Origin of the sequence: Desulfosarcina cetonica JCM 12296, assembly GCF_001311845.1 — a bacterium.
Lineage (GTDB): Bacteria > Desulfobacterota > Desulfobacteria > Desulfobacterales > Desulfosarcinaceae > Desulfosarcina > Desulfosarcina cetonica.
Window position 1 is genome coordinate 21,000 of record NZ_BBCC01000001.1, and the last position, 20,759, is coordinate 41,758.

Consider the following 20,759-nt stretch of genomic DNA (forward strand, 5'->3'; position numbering starts at 1 on the left):
AACATGTCCACGACATCCGCCAATACCGGCAAACGAACCGGCTATCTTACCTGGGACGACTACTTCATGGCCGTGGCGCTGTTGTCCGCCCAGCGCAGCAAGGATCCCAACACCCAGGTAGGCGCCTGTATCGTCAATCCCCACAAACATATCGTCGGCGTCGGCTACAATGGTTTTCCCACCGGATGTTCCGATGATACCCTGCCCTGGTGCCGTGAGGGCGATTTCCTGGACACCAAGTATCCCTATGTCTGTCACGCGGAACTTAACGCCGTTTTGAACAGCAGCTTAAGCAGCCTTTCCGACTGCATCATCTACACGGCCCTGTTCCCCTGTAACGAGTGCGCCAAAGTGATCATTCAGGTCGGCATCCGGGAAGTGGTTTACCTTTCCGACAAGTATGCCGATTCCGACTCTGTCCGCGCCTCGCGGCGAATGCTGGACCAGGCCGGTGTTGTCTGCCGACGACTGGCGCCGGCCAGCCCGATGGTGACCATCCGATTGAAGGAGGAAAAGGCTTAGCGTTTCACGAACGGACCATTATTCGATAGTATTTAAGATAATGTTTTTGGTAAGGCCAGAGGGATAAAGCTGTATAAAACATACCGCGACGACCGATAACGCAGCCCAAAAATATTATCTTGAATGCTATACCGTAGGTGAAAAAAAGGGAGGGGGAGGCATGAAATGTCCATTTTGCGGGGAACTTGACAACAAAGTCATCGATTCGCGGGTCAGTAAGGATGGCAGTGTCATTCGGCGTCGAAGGGAATGCATCGATTGCACCCGCCGGTTCACCACCTATGAACATATCGAGGAAATTCCCATCATGATCATCAAAAAGGATGGTCGCCGGGAAGTCTTCAGCCGGGAAAAGGTCGGATCCGGAATTCGCAAGGCCTGCCAGAAACTGGACATCAGCATGAACGTCATCGAAGAGTTCATCGACGACCTGGAACGGGACTTGCGGGAAATCGGCGAGAAGGAAATTCCCTCCCATGACATCGGCGAGCGGGTCATGGCCAAGCTGCATGAACTCAACGACATCGCCTACGTAAGGTTTGCCTCGGTCTATCGTGAATTCAAGGACGTCAACGACTTTGTATCGGAACTCAAGCGGATGCTCAGCGATCCATCCCGATAGGGTGGAAACCGTTTTCCGCTTCGATGGCCGAGGGAAAAAACAGACCGATTTTCTCTAACCGGATAGACACGTCAACACCTCCCCATGAACGATCACGATTACATGCAACTGGCCCTGGAACTGGCCGAGAAAGGACGGGGCTGGACCTCGCCCAACCCCATGGTCGGCGCCGTGGTGGTCAGGGACGGCAAAATCGTCGGCCGCGGCTATCATCAACGGGTCGGCGGCCCCCATGCCGAAGTCAATGCCATTGATGATGCCGGGGACCGGGCCCGGGGCGCCACGATCTATGTCACCCTGGAACCCTGCAATCACTTCGGCCGTACGCCACCATGCACCCACAAGATCATTGCCGCCGGCATCCGGCGGGTGGTGGTGGCCATGAAAGATCCCAACCCCGATGTGCAAGGCGGCGGTAACGCCTACCTGAAAAGCCACGGCATCGAGGTAATCACCGGTATCGGCGAAACGGCTGCCCGGACGCTTAACGAGGGTTTCGTTACCTGGGTCACCACGGGGAAACCGTTTGTGATCGTGAAATGCGCCGCCACCATGGACGGCCGCATCGCCACGCGAACGGGCGATTCCCGCTGGGTGACCGGGCCGGCGGCCCGTGCTTGGGTTCACCGTCTGCGCCATGCGGTCGACGGCATCATGGTCGGGGTTGAAACCGTGCGCAAAGACGACCCCAGCCTGACCACCCGACTGGAGGGAGAACCCGGGTCGGATCCGACGCGGATCATACTGGACACGCATTTATCCATGCCGGTGACGGCAAAGATGCTGCGCCAGGAATCCGGTGCGCCCACCTGGGTCGTTTGCGGGCCGGAGGCCGCCGCTGATCGTCGGGCGGCCTTGGAAGCCGCCGGCGCCCGGATCGTTGTTGCCTCACTGAAGGACGGGCGCATCGACCTCGCTGCGTTGATGCTTCAATTGGGCCGCATGGCGGTGACCCGTCTGCTCATCGAAGGTGGCGGGACGGTCATCGGTGGGGCACTTGCCGCCGGGGTGGTGGACAAGGTATGCTTTTTTTATGCGCCCAAAATTCTGGGCGGCGACGATGGCGTTCCCATCTGCCGCGGCAAGGGACCGGAGAGCATGCGCCAAAGTCTTCCGGTTCACGACGTGACGGTGTCCCAATTCGAAGGGGACATCCTTGTGGAAGGGTATCTGAAGTCGCGCTGACCGATTGACATCAACCGTTTGCACCTTATTTTCAGGAAATCATGTTTACAGGAATTATCGAGGGGTTGGGCACCATCGCGGCCATCCAGCCAAGTGGAGCGGGCAGTCGGATGGTCATCGCATCCGATTTCGATCTTCAGGACTCCCGGATCGGGGACAGCATCGCCGTGAATGGCGCCTGTCTGACGGCCGTCACCCGCCAAAACCGACAGTTTAGCGTGGATGTTTCTCCCGAGACGCTAAAACGCACCGTGTTGGGGAAAATTAAGATCGGGGAACGGGTCAATCTTGAACGCGCGCTGAAGCTCTCCGATCGCCTGGACGGCCATCTGGTATCCGGCCACGTTGACGGGGTCGGTATCCTGCAGGAGCGCAAAACCCTGTCCAATGCGATCATCATCACTTATCGCGTACCGTCGGCCCTGACCCGCTACATGATCGAAAAAGGATCCGTCGCCGTTGACGGCACGAGCCTTACCATCAACCGCTTGGATGCCACCACGTTCGATGTCAGCATCATCCCCCACACGGCCGCGTTGACCACCATTGGACGCAAAAAATCGGTGATGCGGTAAACATCGAAACCGACATGATCGGCAAGTATGTGGAACGTTTCGTGACCGGTCGAATGTCACGCGACCCCGCCGCGCCAGACACCGCAGGGGGCATCGACATGGCTTTCCTGGCCAAATCCGGATTTATCTGATAAGGATTATTGTTTTGGCTCGGTAGCGGGATCGTGTTCAACCCCCCATCCGAAAGACCCCCATCATCCTTCGCCGCATCGGCGATCGACGTTGACAGCATTCAGGAGAAACGATCTACCATGGCAAAAATTTCCATCGAACAGGCCATTGAAGATATCCGCAACGGAAAAATGGTTATCCTCGTTGACGATGAAGATCGGGAAAACGAGGGCGATCTGACCATGGCGGCGGAAATGGTCACCCCCGAAGCGATCAATTTCATGGCCAAGTACGGCAGAGGCCTCATCTGCCTGTCGCTGACCGCAGAAAAATGCGCTCAATTGAACCTGCCCATGATGGTACAAAACAACACCAGCCCCTTCGAGACGGGATTCACCATTTCCATCGAGCCAAATGCGGCGTCACCACCGGCATCTCCGCAGCCGACCGGGCAACGACCGTTCTCGCGGCCGTTGCCGATGACGCCAAGCCGGGCGATCTGACGAGACCTGGCCATATTTTCCCCTTGCGGGCCCGTAATGGGGGCGTGATGGTGCGCGTCGGCCAGACCGAAGGCAGCGTGGACCTGGCCCGCCTGGCCGGACTCAGGCCGGCCGGCGTGATTTGTGAAATCATGGATGACGACGGTACCATGGCACGTATGCCGGCGCTCGAAAAATTCAGCACCGAGCATGGCATCGGCATCTGCACCATTGCCGATCTGGTGGAGTATCGGGTCCGCACGGAAAGCTTCGTTCACCGCGCCGCGGAGACCGTCATCCCGACGTCGCATGGCGGCGATTTCAAAATGATTGCCTTTGAAAACGATATCGATAAACTCACCCATATCGCCTTGGTCAAGGGCGACATCGATCCGGAAGTGCCCACCATGGTCCGGGTTCACTCGGAGTGCATGACCGGTGACATCTTCGGGTCGATGCGCTGTGACTGTGGGGATCAACTGCACAAGGCCATGGAGATGATCAATGCAGAGGCTCCGGCGTGATTCTCTACCTTCGCCAGGAGGGACGCGGCATCGGATTGATCAACAAGCTCAAGGCCTATGAGTTGCAACGCTGCAAGGGCATGGACACGGTGGAGGCAAACCTCAAGCTGGGGTTCAAAGACGATATGCGTGACTATGGAATCGGCGCCCAGATGCTGGTCAACATCGGCGTACGCAAAATGCGTCTTTTAACCAACAATCCCAAGAAGATGGTCGGGCTTGAGGGATATGGTCTCAGCGTGGTGGAACAGATTCCCATCGAAGTTGCGCCCAATGAATACAATCGTTGCTATCTGGAATGCAAAAAGTTGAAAATGGGCCATACACTCAGTTTTGATGAAACCATAACCCATCAATAAAATAGAAGGAAAACCGTCTCATGCCCAATATCATCGAAGCCGGCCTAGTTGCCCAGGGCAAACGGTTCGGTATCATCGCCAGCCGTTTCAATGATTTTATCACGGACAGGCTCGTCGGCGGCGCCATCGATGCCCTGACCCGCAGCGGCGCCGAGGACAAGGATATCGACATCATCAAGGTTCCCGGTGCATTCGAGATACCCATGATCGCCCAACGGATGGCCGAAAGCAAAAAATATAACGCCGTAGTCTGTCTTGGAGCCGTTATCCGGGGGGCCACCCCCCACTTTGATTATGTCTGCGCCGAAGCCTCCAAGGGGATCGCCCAGGTAACGATGGCAACCGGCGTACCGGTAATTTTCGGCATTCTGACCACGGACACCATCGAACAGGCCATTGAGCGGGCCGGTACCAAAGCCGGCAACAAGGATGGAGCGCCGCCGTGGCAGCCATCGAAATGGCCAATCTCGTGGAAATGGTGAGCAAGGAATAACGCTTCATGGGAACCCGTCGTATTTCCAGGGAGCAGGCTCTTCAGGCCCTTTTCTATATGGACATGCACCACGATGCGGTGGATGATGATCCCGTAGCGCTCTTCTGTAGTTGTTTTGCCAAGGACAAGCCGGCGGGACCTTTTTTCCACCGGATTGTCGACGGTGTCCGCGACCACCGCGAGACCATCGACAAGGAAATTGAACGTTTCTCCAACAACTGGAAGTTGTCGCGCATGTCCTGCGTCGATCGCAATATCTTGCGTATCGCCGTATTTGAACTGCTTTTTTGTGCCGACATCCCGCCCAAGGTCTCCATCAACGAGGCGATTGACGTGGGCAAGCGTTTCGGCACCGAAGAGTCTGGCGCATTCATCAATGGCATTTTGGACAGCATCCGGATGGCCATGGAACGTAGCGAAGTCACGCATGTCCCGAAAACCGGCAAAGACACTTCTTGATTCCGGTAGGGGGCAAGCTGTCATTCTATCAGGAGGATTTACGTGATTATCCGTCAAATGGCGTTAGGACCGATTCAGGCAAACTGCTATATCCTAGGCTGCGAAGAGACGCGACAGGCGGTCGTGATTGATCCCGGAGACGATGTCGACCGGATTTTGACCACGCTTGCGGGAGACCGCCTCACGGTCGTTCATATCATCAATACCCACGGGCACTTCGACCATGTGGGCGCCAACAGCCGTCTTAAAGCGGTGACCGGAGCCGACATCCTCATTCACAGTGATGACGCCTCCATGTTGAGCCAGCTCGCGGCGTCGGCAGCTGCCTGGGGAATGCACGCCGAGAATTCGCCACCCGCCGACCGCCTGTTGGAAAACGGTGACACCATCACCTTCGGCACCCATACGCTGACGGTCCTGCATACACCGGGTCACACTCCCGGCGGGATCTGCCTTTACACCGAATATTCACAAGGCGGGGAAATTCAAAAAGCGGTTTTTGCCGGTGACACGCTCTTTGCCGGCTCGATTGGTCGGACCGATTTTCCCGGTGGTAGTTTCGACGTGTTGATCAACAGCATCCGGACCCGCCTCTTCACGCTGGATGACGATGTCAGGGTCTATGCCGGACACATGGGCAACACCACCATCGGCCAGGAAAAACGAACCAATCCGTTCTGCGGGATGCGATAGGGGATAGCAGCCGCATGCCGTTTTGCATTTCACGAAAGAAAACCCGGCGGATCCGGGTAGGCACCGTTCCGGTGGGAGACGGGGCGCCCATCAGCGTCCAGTCCATGACCAACACGAAAACCGATGATGTTGCCGGTACCATCGCCCAGATTCATCGGCTGACCCAGGCCGGCTGCGAAATCGTGCGCGTGGCCGTTCCCGACCTGGCCGCCGCCGAAGCCATTTTGCAGATCAAAAAGGCCATTGCGATTCCCCTGATCGCGGATATCCATTTCGACTATCGCCTGGCCATTGCCGCAGCCAGGGGAGGTGCCGACGGGCTGCGTTTCAATCCGGGAAACATCGGCAGCGACCGAAATATTCGTGCTCTCGTGGACTGCGCCAGGGATTGCCGGATCCCCATCCGCATCGGTGTCAATGCCGGATCACTGGAAAAGGACATTCTCGAAAAACACGGAGGTGTCACCGCCGCCGGCATGGTCGAAAGCGCACTGCGGCATGCCGCCCTTTTGCGGGATCTCGACTTTCACGAAATTAAAATTTCCATCAAGGCCTCGGACGTGCCGCGGACCCTCGACGCCTACCGCCTGCTGTCGCAACAAACGGATCTACCATTGCACGTGGGCGTGACCGAGGCCGGCTCGCTTTACTCGGGTATCGTCAAGTCGGCACTGGGTATCGGCAGCTTGTTGGCCGAGGGAATCGGCGACACCCTGCGGGTTTCCCTCACCCGCGATCCCGTGGAAGAGGTCCGGGTGGGCTATGAAATCCTGCGGGCCCTGGATATTCGGCATCGTGGCCCGGAAATCATCTCCTGTCCCACCTGCGGACGCTGCGAGATCCCCCTGTTCGACATCGTCGATCGCGTGGAAAAAGCACTTTTGACCCGCACAACGCCCGTAAAAGTGGCCATCATGGGCTGTGTGGTCAACGGCCCGGGAGAGGCCCGGGAGGCCGACATCGGTATCGCCGGCGGTTGCGGCGTGGGTATTCTTTTTAAAAAAGGCAAAGTCATTAAAAAATTCCCCGAAGCGCAGCTGGTGGACGTGGTCCTGGAAGCTGTGGATGCGTTTGAAAGGCAGCACGCCGGTCAAATGGGGGAGCCCGCAGACAATTGATCAACGTGCTAGGACGACCAAAATGAGCAAACAGCAGAAAAACGCGATTTCCCCCTCACGAAACGAAGACTATCCGGAATGGTACCAACAGGTCATCAAGGCCTCCGACATGGCCGAACGCTCGCCGGTACGCGGCTGCATGGTCATCAAGCCCTGGGGATATACCCTCTGGGAAAACATCATGGCCCGCATGGACGCCATGTTCAAGGCCAGCGGGGTAAAAAACGCCTATTTTCCCTTGTTTATCCCGGTCAGTTTTCTGGAAAAGGAAGCCGAGCACGTCGAGGGATTTGCCAAGGAGTGCGCCGTGGTCACCCATCACCGCCTGGAACAAGGGGAAGGCGGCAAGCTCATTCCCGGCGGGCGATTGACCGAACCGCTGGTGGTCCGTCCCACCTCGGAGACCATTATCGGTGACTCTTTTTCCAAATGGGTAAGCAGCTATCGGGACCTGCCGCTGTTGATCAACCAATGGGCCAATGTCGTGCGCTGGGAGATGCGCACCCGAATCTTTCTGCGCACCAGCGAGTTTCTCTGGCAGGAGGGGCACACGGCGCACGCCACCGACACCGAGGCTATCGAGCGCACCGCGATGATGCTTGACGTGTACACCCGCATGGTCGAGGATTACCTGGCCATACCGGTCATCAAGGGCCGCAAGACCGCCGCCGAGCGGTTTCCCGGCGCCGTGGACACCCTGTGCATCGAGGCCATGATGCAGGATTGCAAGGCGCTGCAGGCCGGCACGTCGCACTTTCTGGGGCAGAATTTTGCCAAGGCATCCAACATCCGTTTCCAGACCGAAAATGAAACCGAGGCCTTCGCCTGGACCACCTCCTGGGGCACGTCCACCCGCATGATCGGCGGCATGATCATGGCCCATGGAGATGACGACGGCGTTATCATGCCGCCCCGCGTGGCGCCGGCGCAGGTCGTTCTGCTGCCGATTTTCAGAAGCCCGGATGATCGCCAGCCGGTCATGGACTATGTTGAGCGATTGGCCGCCACCTTACGGGATGTAACCTATGCCGATCGAAAGGTGGTTGTCGAAGTCGATGACCGCGACATCGGCGGCGCCCGCGGATGGGATTGGATCAAAAAAGGCATTCCCCTGCGGGTGGAAATCGGTCCCCGGGATATCGCCCAGGATTCGGTGTTCGTCGGACGGCGTGACCAGTCCCAGCGCAATAAGGCGGCCATGCCACGCAAAACCTTCGTGGAACAGCTGCCTGCGATACTGGATGAGATTCAGGCCAACCTCTTCCAGCGCGCACTGCAATTCCGTGATGAAAACACGCGTGCGGTGGACGATCAAAAGGACTTCTACGCCTGGTTCACCCCCCGGAATGCGGAAAAACCGGAAATCCATGGCGGATTCGCCATGTCCCACTGGTGCGGTGAGGGGGCCTGTGAAGCCAAAATAAAAGAAGACCTGAATGTCACCATCCGCTGCATTCCATTGGACGCGCCAACCGAGGCGGGCCGCTGCATCTGCTGCGGTAAGCCCAGCAACCGGCGCGTGGTATTTGCCAAAGCCTATTAGGGTCGAATAACGTGCAATCAGGCAGCCACCGCTTATGATCGGCCGTCATCGGTGCGAATTGAGAGCCAAGCATGATTCGAATCACCGACATTATCGATAAGGTCACGGAAAACCACCCCGATGCGGATGTGGATATCATTGATCGGGCCTACATTTTTTCGGCTCGCGTCCACGACGGTCAGATGCGCCTTTCCGGAGAGCCCTACCTTTCCCATCCCCTGGAGGTAGCCGGCATCCTGGCAGACATGAAGCTCGATTCGGTCAGTATCGCCGCCGGCCTGCTCCACGATGTGATCGAGGACACCCATGCCACGGAAGAAGAGATCGGTGATATGTTCGGCCACGATGTGCTGCATATCGTCTCCGGTGTCACCAAACTGAGCAAGCTGCCCTTCAACAGCGCCCGGGCCAGGGAAGCCGAAAGCATCCGGAAAATGCTGCTGGCCATGGCCGACGACATCCGGGTGATTCTGATCAAGCTGGCCGACCGCCTGCACAACATGCGCACCCTTCAGTTCCACAAAAGTGATGCCAAAAAGAAAAAGATCGCCAAGGAAACCATCGATATCTACGCGCCATCGCTGCCCGGCTGGGAATCTACTGGATCAAGAACGAATTGGAAAACCGCTCTTTCGAATTCCTCGATCCGGATGCCTACAGGGAGATCCAGCGACGGGTCGCCAAAGACAGGGAAGACCGCGAAAACTATATCACGACGGTGAAGACCTACATCCAGAAAAAGCTGGATGAAAACAATCTCAAGGCGGACGTCGTTGGCCGTTACAAGCATTTTTACAGCATCCACCAGAAGATGCTGAGCCAGGATCTGCCGTTTGAAGAGGTTTACGACATCATCGCCTTCCGGATCATCCTCGACACGATTCCCCATTGCTACGAAGCCCTGGGCCTCATGCACAGTCTGTGGCGCCCCATTGCCAAGAAGTTCAAAGACTACATCGGCATGCCCAAACCGAACATGTACCAAAGCCTTCACACCACCGTCATCGGCCCCTTTGGAGAGCGTATCGAGATCCAGATCCGTACCCGTGAGATGGACCGGGTGGCAAAATCGGGAATTGCTGCTCACTGGAGTTACAAAGAGGGCAAGGTCATCGACGAAAATGTCTCCAAGACCTTCGCCTGGGTGCAAAACCTGGTGGAAAACCAGGAGGCCTTCCGGGATCCCAATGAGTTTCTGGAAAATGTGCGCATCGACCTCTTCCCCGATGAAGTCTATGTTTTTACCCCCCATGGAGAGATCAAATCCCTGCCAAAAGGCGCAACGCCGGTGGATTTCGCCTATCTGATCCATTCGGAAGTGGGGGCCCAGTGTGTCGGCGCCAAGGTAAACGGCCGCATGGTTCCGCTGAAGTATGAATTGCAAACCGGCGAAATCGTGGAGGTCATCACCGGCAAAGGCCACCAGCCCTCCAAGGATTGGCTCAATTTCGTCAAGACCGTCAAGGCCCGATCCCGGATTCGCCAATGGATCAAGACCCAGGAGAAGGAACGCAGCCTCTCCTTGGGACGCGAGATGTGCGAAAAGGCCTTCCGCAAGTTCCGGCTAAACTTCAATACGCTGCTAAAGAGCGATGACATGCAGGCCGTTGTGGAGAGCTTCGGTTTCAAGCAGGCCGAGGATCTGATCGCCAGTGTCGGCTACGGCAAAATCACCCCCCTGCAAATCGTACGCAAGCTGACGCCTAAGGAAGAGATCGACAATGACGAATCGCTCTTCAACAAAATCATCGCCAAGGACAAGAAACGACGGGAAAAAGGCGGTGTGGTGGTCAAGGGCATGGACGATATCCTAGTGCGTTTCGGCAAATGCTGCCAACCGGTGCCCGGCGATCCCATCACGGGCTACATTACCCGCGGATTCGGCGTGACCGTGCATCGGACCACCTGCGTCAATGCCATGAAGATGAATCCGGAACGTCAGATCGAAGTGGAGTGGAACCAGGAAACCCATGACGCCTACCCGGTCCGGATCATGGTGAGATCTCTTGACCGGGTAGGGTTGTTAGCGGATGTGGCGGCCAATATCAGCAAAAGCGGCGCCAATATCTTGAGCGCCAACACGGAAACCAAGGAGAACCAGACCGTGGACAGCTATTTCACGCTGTCCGTTCAAGGCACCGAACATTTGACCCGGGTTGTCGAAGCGCTGAAACAGGTCCGACAGGTATTGGATGTCAAACGACTGGGTTAGGGATTAGGGTGCCTTGACCACATTGCCCGATTTAATGCACTGGGTACACACGACCATCTTCTTGACCTGGCCATTCTGAAGGGTGCGCACACTCTGCAAGTTGGGGTTGAAGCGGCGTTTGGTGATGTTGTGGGCGTGGCTGATATTACTTCCCACCATGGGTTTCTTTCCGCATATTTCACACATTTTCGACATGATCAGGTATCTCCGTTGCTTGACTTGAAGAATTCTCGGCGGTGTTCCGCCGCCCAAAAGGATGGATTCGCAACCGGGATACTTCCCCGTCAGGCGGGGTAAGCCGCTTTTTACGAATCCGTCAAAACTGAGTTATTTAAATTAAAAGAATACGCTTGTAAAGTCTTTTATGGCCATCGACCGTTTATGGAATCTCTTCGATTTCGATTCCATGGTTCATCAGCAGTGCCGCCGTCACGCCCAACACCGGACGATAGCCCTTCGGCCACAAGCCGGCCGCCATCGAAGACAGTGCCGCAGAGCCGCAGGAGGGGCTTTTTGCTTTCATGCAGCAATACCTGACGCCGTGCGTCGTTGCCAAAGCCAATGTCCGCCGTGCCCCCCGAACGAATGCATGCGTACGGTCGACACCGAATCGATCGACCACGCTGGCTCGCCCGGCCAACACATCAGCCCCGGTTCCACCCACCAGCCGACACGCCGGACGTGGCGTGGGCAAGCCCCCCAACTGCTCGGGACACACCGGCAGGACGTCGTCCCGGTTCAAGCGGGCCATGAGCGACGCATCGGGCTTGGCCTGCCCGTCATAGCGGCAATGCTGACCGCACAAGCAAGCACTCACGAGAATCATGGAATGGATAGCGGCGCCGATGCCGTTTCCTCGGGCTGCTGCGTCTGGTCTTTTAACCAGAGGTCACAGTTGGCCAGGTAAGTCAAGGCATCGTGATGAAAACCGACATCCGGGTAATCCTCGACAACGGACAGAAAACGCTGTTTGGCCGCCTTGTAATTCTTCATTTTGTAGTAAAAGACGCCCACATAATACGCATGGCCGGAAAGGTTTTGGTAGCAGGCCAGCATGTCGCTACGGGCCATGTTGGCATAGATGCCCTGCGGGAATTGCCGGATCAGCCGTTGATAGGTTTCCAGCGCCTTGGTGGTGTTGGACGGATCGGTGTCGAGGGTTCCCATCTGATTGAAATAGGAACGCCCAATCCGATAAATGACATAGGGAATGGCCTCGTTGCGGGGATGAAGCTGTTCGAACGCTTCATACGCCGCAATCGCATCGGCATATTCCTTTAAATTATAATGGGCATCGGCGATTTTCAGTTCAGCCAGGATGGCATATTTGGAAAAGGGGTACCAGTCCCGCAATTTCTCAAAATTCTCGATCGCCTTCCTGTAGCGTCCATCGGCAAACGCATCCACGCCATCCTGAACCAGCTCCTGGGCGGTCTTGTCTTCCCGGGGACTTTGAAACCAAGCGCAGCCTGAACAGACCAGTAACATGCTCATGCAGGCAACCAGCAGACGTTTCATGATCGATTTTATCCTGCCGCAGTGGGGAACGGGGTAGCTCCCATGGGTTGAGACCACAACCGGCGATGGCCTTCACCAGGACATCGCCGGCAAGTTCAGTTAAGAGGGGGAGATGCCGGGCCTTCAGGATGCGACGTTGTTCAGGGCTTCCTCCAACTTGGCTTTGGCAACCATGCCGGTGATCTGATCGGAAACCTCTCCGTTTTTAAAGAAAATCAGGGTCGGAATCGCCTTGATGCCGAACTTTCCGGGGGTGACCGGGTTGTCATCCACGTTGCACTTGGTGAATTTCACTTTATCGCCATAAGCCTGGGCCAATTCATCCAGAATAGGACCTATCGCCTTGCAGGGACCACACCACGGCGCCCAGAAATCAACCACAACCGGTTTTTCGCTTTTAATGACTTCAGCATCAAAACTGCTGTCCTCTATTTCCATGATATCTGCTGCCATGATGGAATATCCTTTCGATGATAGTTGAAATGGCGGAAGAAAATTTCATTCAACATAATAACAAGGTCCCGAATTGTCAACCGTTCCTGCCGAGCCACACCCCCATCGGAGAGCCTGCGCATGCCAACCGGCGGTCCAATACCCGACAGGCGCGCTCAAATCGCTTTTTTGGCGGCATCACTCCATTCGCATGCGCGCAAATAAAACGACGGGATCTTGGGGCCATCCAGCCCCAAGGCCTGGCTGAGGCGGCTGACCCTGTCCCAACGACCGGTTTCGTAGGACCGCATCAGTTCAAGGTATCCGCCTAAGCGGCCCTTGGCGTGGATCAATGCCTGTTTGAGCGGCTCCGCGAGGGGGAGGTCGCCGAGGATCACCCCCATGGGCTGGTCCGTAACCGCATCGATGAGCGAAAACAGGCCCAAGGTAAACATCTCCGAAGACGGCCTTGTCTCTTTCCCATGAAGCCCCAACAATTCGCAAAACTTGCCACGCACACAAGCCATGCGCAACAGCTCATCGGGCTTTCCCTCGGCCAATCGGGACATGGCCACCAGCGATACGAAGCGCCGGGTTTCGTCCTCGCCCAAGTAAGTCAGCGCCTGCTTGACCGAGGAGATCTTGCTGACACGGCCAAAAAACACGGAATTGGCATATTTGAACAGCTTATAGGAGATGCCCAAATCCCTTGAAATCACCGCCTCGACCCTCTCGATGCTGAAGTGGTAGCTGTTGATCTGGGCCAACAGCATGATCAGGTTGAGCTGAAATCCCTTGATTTCCCGCCCTTTGACAATTTCCGGCTTACAGAAGAAATAGCCTTGGAACAGCTCGAACCCCATCGCTTTGGCCGCTTCAAAGTCCGATGCCGTCTCCACTTTTTCAGCTAGCAGGCACAGGCCGCCCTTGGGCAGGCGTTTTAGATAAGCCTCGATCTCAGCCACCGGCGTCAGTTGGAAATCAAACTTGATGATGTCGGCCAAATCGATCAAGGGTTCCAGCTCCGGTGCGTAAACGAAATCGTCCAGGGCGATGATGTAGCCAGCGGATGAAATCTGTTGGCAGGCGTCGATCAAAAGTGGTCCGGGGTTTACATCCTCAAGGATTTCAACAACCGTGGTTTCTCTCGGAAGCAACAGGGGGACGTGCTTTTCTATAAGATTCTGGGTAAAATTGATGAAGGTTTTTTTACCCTCGCAAAGGGTATCCATGCCGATGGTAACAAAGGTATTGGCCAAAAGCGTCGTCGTGGCCACGTCACCCTCGATTTGGGGCATCATGTTGGCCATGCCGTCCCGAAACAAGAGTTCATAGGCATGGACGTTCCTGTTTTTATCGAGGATGGGCTGCCGGGCAACAAAAACGTCTTCCATTTCATGTCCACCAAAAGGTCATCACGGCAATAACTGTCGCACAAATTGACACGGGGCACCCCTTCCTGCTACCACTTTTTCAAACCGGCAACAAGCCCGGCGGAATAACTTGGAGAAAAAGGAAAAAAGCAATGGGTGAGAAGATTCGTATCGGGACGTTGATTTCCGGTGGAGGAACCAACCTGCAGGCGATCATCGATGCTTGCGAAGACGGCCGAATCGATGGTCGCATCATTTTCGTGGGTTCTGATCAACCGGGCGCAAAAGGTCTGCAACGGGCCGCCAAACACGGCATTCCGCATTTCGTGGTTGACTATGGTCCGTTTATCCAGGCCTATCGCCAGGATCCCGATCATTTCGCGCCGCCCGACGATTTCGATCTCGGCGACGTTTTATCGAAACAGCACCTCTTCTCCGCCGGCACCCCGGAAGATCACCAAAAAGCCTTCTTCAGCACTCGGGCCGCCGCCGAGAACCAGCTGTTCAAGGCGATGGCGAATCATGGGGCCATCGACCTTCTCGTTCTGGCCGGATTCATGCGCAACCTGACGCCTTATTTCATTGACCGGTTCAATACGGATCCGACCGCGCCCCGCATCATGAACATCCACCCCGCCCTTCTGCCCGCATTCCCCGGTGTCGACGGGTACGGTGACACGTTCCGTTACGGCTGCAAGGTTGCCGGCTGCACGGTCCATTTTATCGATTATGGGGAAGACTCCGGCCCGATCATCGGCCAACGGGCATTTCCGATTCTGGAAACCGACACCCTGGAGGATGTGAAGCGCAAGGGCCTCGAACAGGAGTGGCAGCTCTATCCGGAATGCATCCAACAATTTGCCCACGATCGACTAAAGACCGTCAAGATGACTCATCCCGCAACCAATGGCGCGATCCGTCAACGCACGGTTGTGAAGATCGCCCAAATCGACTGAGGCTGGAATCCTTGATCTAAAGATATTTCATCATCATCGGTATGGCCAGGAAAGTTCCCGCAGCGCTGCCCAGGTTGGTGAAGACCACCACCAGCAGGATGCGGGTCACCTTGTTGCGCCAGAATCCTCGGATCGAGAGGATGTCGGTGGGCAGGCTTTCGAAATCCTTGACCCTGGGTTTGCGCGAGAAGGCCTCCACTATTCCGGAAACCCAGCCGGCGGCGATCATGGGGTTGAGTGACGTCAAGGGCGCCGCCAAAATGGAGGAAAGGATGGTCAAAGGATGCCCCAAGGCGATCAGGCGCCCAGCCCTGCCAGAACACCATTGGCCAGGATCCACCAGGTGACCATGTCCGTGCCGGCGGAAAAGCCGCCACGGAAAAAACCATACACGATCAAAAGGCAGATGCACACCGGTATGAACCACTTCAGGAATCCGCCCAAGCGCCCCTTGGGCGGCAGCGATTCCAGATCGGCGAGGTCGACCGGATCATTCCAGTAGCGTTTGATTCCCGGCACATGTCCGGCGCCAACGACGGCCACGATGGTGTTGCCCGGCGCCGTGCGGATTTTTTCGGTCAGATAGCGATCCCGCTCGTCAATGAGGCTGTTGCGCAGCTGGGGCATGGATTTGCCGACCTCTTCCAAAATCGACGCCAGCATATCCTGCTGCTTCATTTTTTCCACGTCTTCCTCGCTGATCGCTTCCACGCCCCCCAGGGAGAGAATCAATTGGAAGAGCAGTTTCGCTTTAGCCCATAGCCCGAGGCTGCGCCAGGTCCTGGAGAGGGTGGTACGGATATCCCGGTCGGCCAGGTGAATCGCCGCCCCCACGGCCTCGGCCGAATCCATGGCCTGAATCATCTCCTGGCCGGGTGCCACCTCCAACCGGTCGGCAATCCGGCGCTGGAACGAGGCCAGCATCAGGTTGGAAAGCAGCAAAAGCGCCTTTTTCTCTTTGATCACACGGATGATGTCCATTTCCTGCCAGCGCTGCTTCTGGCGAATCGATTGGGCCCGGCTTGCGCACAATTCCACGCAAACCGTATCGGGTCGGGTCTCGGCAATAACGCTCTCGACCAGGCGCACACTCTCCCTGGACACATGGGCGGTTCCCACCAGGATCACGTGCTTATCGCCGAAATCGAGCCGATGGATCATCTCGTTGTTGAGTTTATCATTCATCGAAGCTATGGTATTTTTCCTGTCGCCGGACCGAATTCCGGCCGTTAAGAGCCCATGGGCGCATTCAGACGACCCGGTCGACGGCCTCCGGCAGACCGGATCAAGACCGGATCAGCGGCACCCAACCCGCGGATACCGGCCCTGATGGAACCGGTTTCGGTCCATCATCCGCCTTGGGCCGGGATCGGTGCTTTGTCGGATGATCTGAAGCTGAGCCAATATATACGCTCGATCGTTGATGTCAAACGATGATTCCTTCCCGGCCGTTCGGGCGGCAGGGGATGTCCATCGGATGTCAATCGGCGGTTGGGCGACAGGCCATCGAAACCCACCATAACAGGATATCAGCATGACGGCGGATTTTGATTCGAAAAAGCCTTTCATCATCGATACGGAACCCTATTACCTGGCCACCGGTGACGAAATAGCCCTGTTCTCGGCAGCGGCAGTGGCCCGTTTGCCGGTCATGCTCAAGGGCCCCACGGGATGCGGCAAGACACGCTTCGTCGAGCATATGGCCTTTCGGCTCAAGCGCCCGCTGATTACCGTCGCCTGTCACGAAGACCTGTTTGCCTCGGATCTGATCGGCCGTTATCTGCTTAAAAACGACGAGACGGTTTGGGTGGACGGTCCCCTGACCCGGGCGGTACGCATGGGCGCCATCTGCTATCTGGACGAAGTGGTCGAGGCACGCAAAGACACCACGGTGGTCATCCATCCGCTCACCGACAACCGACGAACGCTCTCCATCGAAAAAAAGGGCGAGGTGATCCAGGCCCACCCCGATTTTCTCATGGTGATCTCCTACAACCCGGGGTATCAATCCGTGCTCAAGGACCTCAAACAGAGTACGCGCCAACGGTTCGTGGCCCTTACCTTCGACTATCCGCCACCAGAAGACGAGGCCCGCATCGTGGCCACCGAGGGTTGTATCGACACCGACACGGCCATGCGGCTGGTCACCTTGGCCGGCAAGATCCGCAACATCCGGGAACACGGCCTCACCGAAGGTGCTTCCACGCGGCTGCTCATCTACGCCGCCGATCTGATCCGTAATGGCGTGACCTTCAAAAGCGCCTGCATGGCGGCGTTGTGCCAACCGCTGACCGATGACGACCGCTTGCAGGAAACGCTTAGCGACTTGATCGACGATCTTTTGTGATATGGCGGCACCGCTAACTTCCGATCCAGCCGCGCCGCTCGGCCGGCTCCTGAACCATCTGGCACTGGCCGACCCCGAGGCGGCCCGGCGGCTGCAGACCGGCTTGGCCGAAGCCCCCCTGAAAATCGGTGCCGCCGCGGTCATGGAGCGATCGGTCGACGCGATCATCCAAGCCTTGGCGGTCGAGCTCTCCTACGGCTACACCCTGGCCGAGGGTGTGGGCCGGATGCTTGCCGGCGGCGCGCAGGATCAGTTGGACCGGTATCTGGATCAAGTGGTCAAGGCAGCGGCCAAAGGCCCGACCTTGGCCACGCTGCTTGCCCGTCACCTGCCGGTCGTCCTGACCGCCAAGGATGCCCCAATGGTCGATCACGTTGAAACGGCCATGCAAGTGATGCTGAAAAAGGGCACCTATACGCTCAAGGCCCCCTTGGAAACGCTTTCCGCTCTTATCGGGTCCGGAGCAATGGCCGATGCGCACGCCTTTCTCGATCTATTGACCACCACCTACACCCTGGACACCACCTACAACCGGACGGTCTACCTGACCCACACCCTGACACGCGCCGTGGATGGGTTCGCCGGGACACGGCGATTATGGCAGATCCGGGGGTTAACCCGCATCATGGGCGTCGATGAACGCCTGGCCGACGACTATCTGCAAGGTTTGGCCAGCGGCTTGCGTCTTCTTTCGGAAACGGCACTCAATCATTTTCTGGATCAGGCCATCCATCGTTATCTCCGGAGCCCGGAAGCCGGCGTGCGTTTTCTCTCGCTGGAATCCCGCCAGGCCAGAGAGGTCTGCCGGGAACTTCAGGTCGCCGTGCCCCTGGCCGCGGTACGGGCCGATTTGGAGCGCTACCTAAATGCCCGAACGGGAAGGACCATCAGCGTGCGGCCGCTGTCTGCCCTGCCGGGCGGATCGACAGAAACGCCGCCATGGGTATGCTGTGATGGACGGGCCATCTATCTGCCCGATGAAATGGACTGCCTGGAAGATCGCCCGGGCAATGCTGCATTGTTCAACCTGATCACACGGCTGGAGGCCGGAAGCATTGAATTCGGCACCTTTGATCTGGATGCGGAAAAAGCCTTCGCCATGGCCGACATGCCATTGCCGCCGGCAGGCACCGGTTCGACAGCCTCGGATCTGGAGCGACTGATCCATCATTTCGATCGCCCGGGCCTGGTCCTGGACCTGTTCACCCTTTACGAACAGGCTCGCATCGCCCACATGGTTCGTAAGCACTATCCCGGCCTCGACCGACGTCTCCGGCAGGCGGACAGCACCGTCTTACCGGCGGTCCCCGGCAGCGCTCCGGTTGGCGGGACCCTTTACCCGCTTTACCGCCACCTGACACGACAGGTGCCACTATCCGTTGCGCCGCCTTTGGGGCCCATCTTCCAAACCATGGCCGAGCGCTTCCACGCGTTAATGGAAGAAGGCGCTGACTCGCCGCAAACCAGTGCCCAACTCACCATCGAAGGGTATGGTGGGCTGGCCGATCTTGCGCGTGCGGCGTCCCCGCCTGCCTATGCGCCGCTACGTCTGCCCTACGGCCGCCGGCTGGATCCGGATGGTTTCGGACCGTTTGACGCGACCTACCGCCGAGTTGCCGGCGAAATCAAAAATCAACTGAACGCCCACCACATCCAGGTCTATCGCAGCGACATCGAACGTCTACTGGCGGACCGGAATGGTCAGCTGGCCGAATCCGATCTGCGTCAGTTGATCGCCAGTCGATCCACCACAACCGACACGGCTGCCGCTGTCGAACTCTCCTGGCTGGAATTGGAATCCCTGATGTGCCGCTACGGCCTGGGCTCGTCGGTCCAGGAGGTCGATCCGGCCAACAGCTTCCGCTACCGGGAGTGGGATGGGTGCATGGGGGACTACCTCCCCGGCCGGGTACGCCTGCTGGAGCATGAAATCCATGGCGCGGACGGCTCTTTTTACCAAAAGACCCTGCAGGCTTTCCATGGCCTGGTGCGCCGGATCCGCTACGCCTTCGAGCTGTTGCGGCCCGAGGAACTGACCATTCTGCGCCAGTGGCCGGAGGGGGACGCCTTCGACTATCGCGCCCTGTTGGATTATGCCATTGACCGCAAGGCAGGCCTGATGCCCTCGGACCGCCTGTTCATCAAGCGTGTCAAACGCATCCGCGATGTGGCGGTCCTCCTATTGGTCGATCTCTCGCGTTCAACGGCCAACACGGTGGATGAACGTGGCAACCGGGTATTGGATGTGGAAAAGCAGGCCATCGTTCTGCTGTGCGAGGCCCTCCAGGTGGTGGGCGACCGATTTGCCATCGCCGGTTTTTCCGGAACCGGTCCCCTGGGGGTGGACTATTACCGGGTCAAGGATCTGGATACCCCCTTTGACGATACGGTCAAAATGCGCATCGGCGCCATGGCGCCCCAACGCAGTACACGCATGGGTGCGGCCATCCGTCACGCCACGGCACGGATGCAACCGGTACAGGCCCGGGTGCGGCTGATCCTGATCTTGGGCGACGGGTACCCCAATGACCTGGAGTACAAAGGGGCCTATGCCGTGGAGGATACCCGCCGGGCCGTCATGGAGGCCCGTGCCGCCGCCGTGCATGTCAAGGCCATTACCGTGAATATCACCGATAATGGACAACTGGATCGTCTCTATGGTAGCTCGCACCACACCCTGATCGGCAACATTCATGACCTTCCCGACAAACTGGTCAGGGTTTACAGCGCCCTAACACGGCATTAGGATAAAGCCAAACGGTCAACAAAAGGAGCGTCGGTGAAAATTTTTGACGATGTTTTCCACTGGGAGGGTTATGGTGGTAAATTCAACCTGGCCGCCGGACGGTGTCGCTTGAGAATCTTCGATCTCTCCAAAGACGAGGGTTCCACCGTGGCGCAGCTCAAACCCATCATCGCAGTCGTTTCCGATCTGCCCGGTGACCGGCCGTCGGCCATGAAAAAAGTCTCCGTAAGGGCCTGTATCAGTCATGTGGCCACGACGATCGTCCGCCGATTCAAGATCGATCATCACCGGATGATTCTGCTCGAATATTATCCGCGGCAGACTTACGGCCAGAACGCCGAGAAGGTGATTCCGGAAAAATTCGAAGTGGTCGACCTGCAATGGCATGGAGACAAGGCGCTCTTTCCCAACTGGCGGTCTCTCCAGCCGCCCCTTTTGGATACGGTCAAGTCCCTGATCACCGCGGCCCCCTGACAGGACGGCCGGGGC

General features: G+C 57.4%; 21 protein-coding genes and 2 pseudogenes. 16 read left to right on the top strand and 7 right to left on the bottom strand.

All coding sequences use genetic code 11. The features are described 5' to 3' along the window. The first annotated feature begins 3 nt into the window (after positions 1-3). The 12 genes and pseudogenes from JCM12296_RS00105 (at position 4) to JCM12296_RS00155 (ending at position 10,898) form a co-directional block, all read left to right on the top strand. The gene (locus JCM12296_RS00105; RefSeq protein WP_054688645.1) at positions 4-522 is read left to right on the top strand and encodes a deoxycytidylate deaminase; all 519 of its coding nucleotides are present in this window, start codon (positions 4-6) and stop codon (positions 520-522) included. A 160-nt stretch (positions 523-682) separates the two neighbouring features. Then, positions 683-1,144 carry a transcriptional regulator NrdR gene (nrdR, locus tag JCM12296_RS00110; RefSeq protein WP_054688647.1) on the top strand — a complete coding sequence of 154 codons (462 nt, stop codon included), beginning with the start codon at positions 683-685 and terminating at the stop codon, positions 1,142-1,144. An 84-nt stretch (positions 1,145-1,228) separates the two neighbouring features. Continuing rightward, positions 1,229-2,329, top strand: coding sequence for a bifunctional diaminohydroxyphosphoribosylaminopyrimidine deaminase/5-amino-6-(5-phosphoribosylamino)uracil reductase RibD (gene ribD / locus JCM12296_RS00115; RefSeq protein WP_054688649.1), 1,101 nt, complete (start codon positions 1,229-1,231; stop codon positions 2,327-2,329). A 41-nt stretch (positions 2,330-2,370) separates the two neighbouring features. Further along, the gene (locus JCM12296_RS00120; protein ID WP_281491885.1) at positions 2,371-2,904 is read left to right on the top strand and encodes a riboflavin synthase; all 534 of its coding nucleotides are present in this window, start codon (positions 2,371-2,373) and stop codon (positions 2,902-2,904) included. 251 nt (positions 2,905-3,155) lie between these two features. After that, positions 3,156-4,380: pseudogene (locus JCM12296_RS00125) on the top strand (bifunctional 3,4-dihydroxy-2-butanone-4-phosphate synthase/GTP cyclohydrolase II). Positions 4,381-4,400: 20 nt separating this feature from the next. Next, positions 4,401-4,873: pseudogene (ribH, locus tag JCM12296_RS00130) on the top strand (6,7-dimethyl-8-ribityllumazine synthase). A gap of 6 nt (positions 4,874-4,879) precedes the next feature. Further along, on the top strand, positions 4,880-5,332 hold the full coding sequence (nusB, locus tag JCM12296_RS00135) for a transcription antitermination factor NusB (RefSeq protein ID WP_054688651.1): 453 nt from the start codon (positions 4,880-4,882) through the stop codon (positions 5,330-5,332). Positions 5,333-5,374: 42 nt separating this feature from the next. After that, positions 5,375-6,025 (top strand): MBL fold metallo-hydrolase, encoded by a 651-nt coding sequence (locus JCM12296_RS00140; RefSeq protein ID WP_054688653.1) that lies wholly within the window; start codon positions 5,375-5,377, stop codon positions 6,023-6,025. A gap of 14 nt (positions 6,026-6,039) precedes the next feature. Continuing rightward, on the top strand, positions 6,040-7,143 hold the full coding sequence (gene ispG, locus JCM12296_RS00145; protein ID WP_054688656.1) for a flavodoxin-dependent (E)-4-hydroxy-3-methylbut-2-enyl-diphosphate synthase: 1,104 nt from the start codon (positions 6,040-6,042) through the stop codon (positions 7,141-7,143). 22 nt (positions 7,144-7,165) lie between these two features. After that, on the top strand, positions 7,166-8,686 hold the full coding sequence (proS, locus tag JCM12296_RS00150; RefSeq protein ID WP_054688658.1) for a proline--tRNA ligase: 1,521 nt from the start codon (positions 7,166-7,168) through the stop codon (positions 8,684-8,686). Positions 8,687-8,757: 71 nt separating this feature from the next. Beyond that, positions 8,758-9,408: an HD domain-containing protein gene (locus tag JCM12296_RS48765; protein ID WP_306303922.1), complete on the top strand. Its 651-nt coding sequence runs from the start codon at positions 8,758-8,760 to the stop codon at positions 9,406-9,408. After that, entirely contained in the window at positions 9,303-10,898 is a 1,596-nt protein-coding gene (locus JCM12296_RS00155; RefSeq protein WP_306303923.1) for a RelA/SpoT family protein, read from the top strand. Before JCM12296_RS48765 ends, JCM12296_RS00155 begins: the two co-directional genes overlap by 106 nt. A 3-nt stretch (positions 10,899-10,901) precedes the next feature. On the opposite strand, the gene rpmB is transcribed toward JCM12296_RS00155, so the two are convergent. The 5 genes from rpmB to JCM12296_RS00180 all read right to left on the bottom strand — a co-directional run bounded on the left by rpmB (position 10,902) and on the right by JCM12296_RS00180 (position 14,242). Beyond that, on the bottom strand, positions 10,902-11,093 hold the full coding sequence (gene rpmB, locus JCM12296_RS00160; RefSeq protein WP_054688660.1) for a 50S ribosomal protein L28: 192 nt from the start codon (positions 11,091-11,093) through the stop codon (positions 10,902-10,904). Positions 11,094-11,277: 184 nt separating this feature from the next. Beyond that, positions 11,278-11,724 carry a 2-thiouracil desulfurase family protein gene (locus tag JCM12296_RS00165; protein ID WP_054688662.1) on the bottom strand — a complete coding sequence of 149 codons (447 nt, stop codon included), beginning with the start codon at positions 11,722-11,724 and terminating at the stop codon, positions 11,278-11,280. Further along, the gene (locus JCM12296_RS00170) at positions 11,721-12,416 is read right to left on the bottom strand and encodes an outer membrane protein assembly factor BamD (protein ID WP_054688663.1); all 696 of its coding nucleotides are present in this window, start codon (positions 12,414-12,416) and stop codon (positions 11,721-11,723) included. The genes JCM12296_RS00165 and JCM12296_RS00170 overlap by 4 nt, the downstream gene beginning before the upstream one ends. A 123-nt stretch (positions 12,417-12,539) precedes the next feature. Continuing rightward, on the bottom strand, positions 12,540-12,869 hold the full coding sequence (trxA, locus tag JCM12296_RS00175; protein ID WP_054688665.1) for a thioredoxin: 330 nt from the start codon (positions 12,867-12,869) through the stop codon (positions 12,540-12,542). A 155-nt stretch (positions 12,870-13,024) separates the two neighbouring features. Then, positions 13,025-14,242, bottom strand: a complete 1,218-nt coding sequence (locus JCM12296_RS00180; RefSeq protein ID WP_054688667.1) for an EAL and HDOD domain-containing protein — start codon at positions 14,240-14,242, stop codon at positions 13,025-13,027. Positions 14,243-14,373: 131 nt separating this feature from the next. Here JCM12296_RS00180 and purN point away from each other — a divergent pair, with 131 nt between their 5' ends. Further along, positions 14,374-15,177 carry a phosphoribosylglycinamide formyltransferase gene (gene purN / locus JCM12296_RS00185; RefSeq protein WP_054688670.1) on the top strand — a complete coding sequence of 268 codons (804 nt, stop codon included), beginning with the start codon at positions 14,374-14,376 and terminating at the stop codon, positions 15,175-15,177. A gap of 16 nt (positions 15,178-15,193) precedes the next feature. On the opposite strand, the gene JCM12296_RS48770 is transcribed toward purN, so the two are convergent. After that, positions 15,194-15,424 carry a hypothetical protein gene (locus tag JCM12296_RS48770; protein WP_306303924.1) on the bottom strand — a complete coding sequence of 77 codons (231 nt, stop codon included), beginning with the start codon at positions 15,422-15,424 and terminating at the stop codon, positions 15,194-15,196. A gap of 50 nt (positions 15,425-15,474) precedes the next feature. Beyond that, complete coding sequence (locus tag JCM12296_RS00190) at positions 15,475-16,362, bottom strand: TraB/GumN family protein (RefSeq protein ID WP_306303925.1); 888 nt, start codon at positions 16,360-16,362, stop codon at positions 15,475-15,477. Positions 16,363-16,711: 349 nt separating this feature from the next. On the opposite strand from JCM12296_RS00190, the gene JCM12296_RS00200 reads away from it, so the two are divergent. From JCM12296_RS00200 to JCM12296_RS00210, 3 genes are read left to right on the top strand one after another with little or no spacing between them, the layout of a single operon-like run. After that, complete coding sequence (locus JCM12296_RS00200) at positions 16,712-17,524, top strand: CbbQ/NirQ/NorQ/GpvN family protein (protein WP_054688673.1); 813 nt, start codon at positions 16,712-16,714, stop codon at positions 17,522-17,524. Between the two features lies 1 nt (position 17,525). Then, positions 17,526-20,270, top strand: coding sequence for a nitric oxide reductase activation protein NorD (locus JCM12296_RS00205; RefSeq protein ID WP_054688676.1), 2,745 nt, complete (start codon positions 17,526-17,528; stop codon positions 20,268-20,270). A 33-nt stretch (positions 20,271-20,303) separates the two neighbouring features. Next, complete coding sequence (locus tag JCM12296_RS00210) at positions 20,304-20,744, top strand: hypothetical protein (protein ID WP_054688678.1); 441 nt, start codon at positions 20,304-20,306, stop codon at positions 20,742-20,744. Positions 20,745-20,759: the final 15 nt, after the last annotated feature.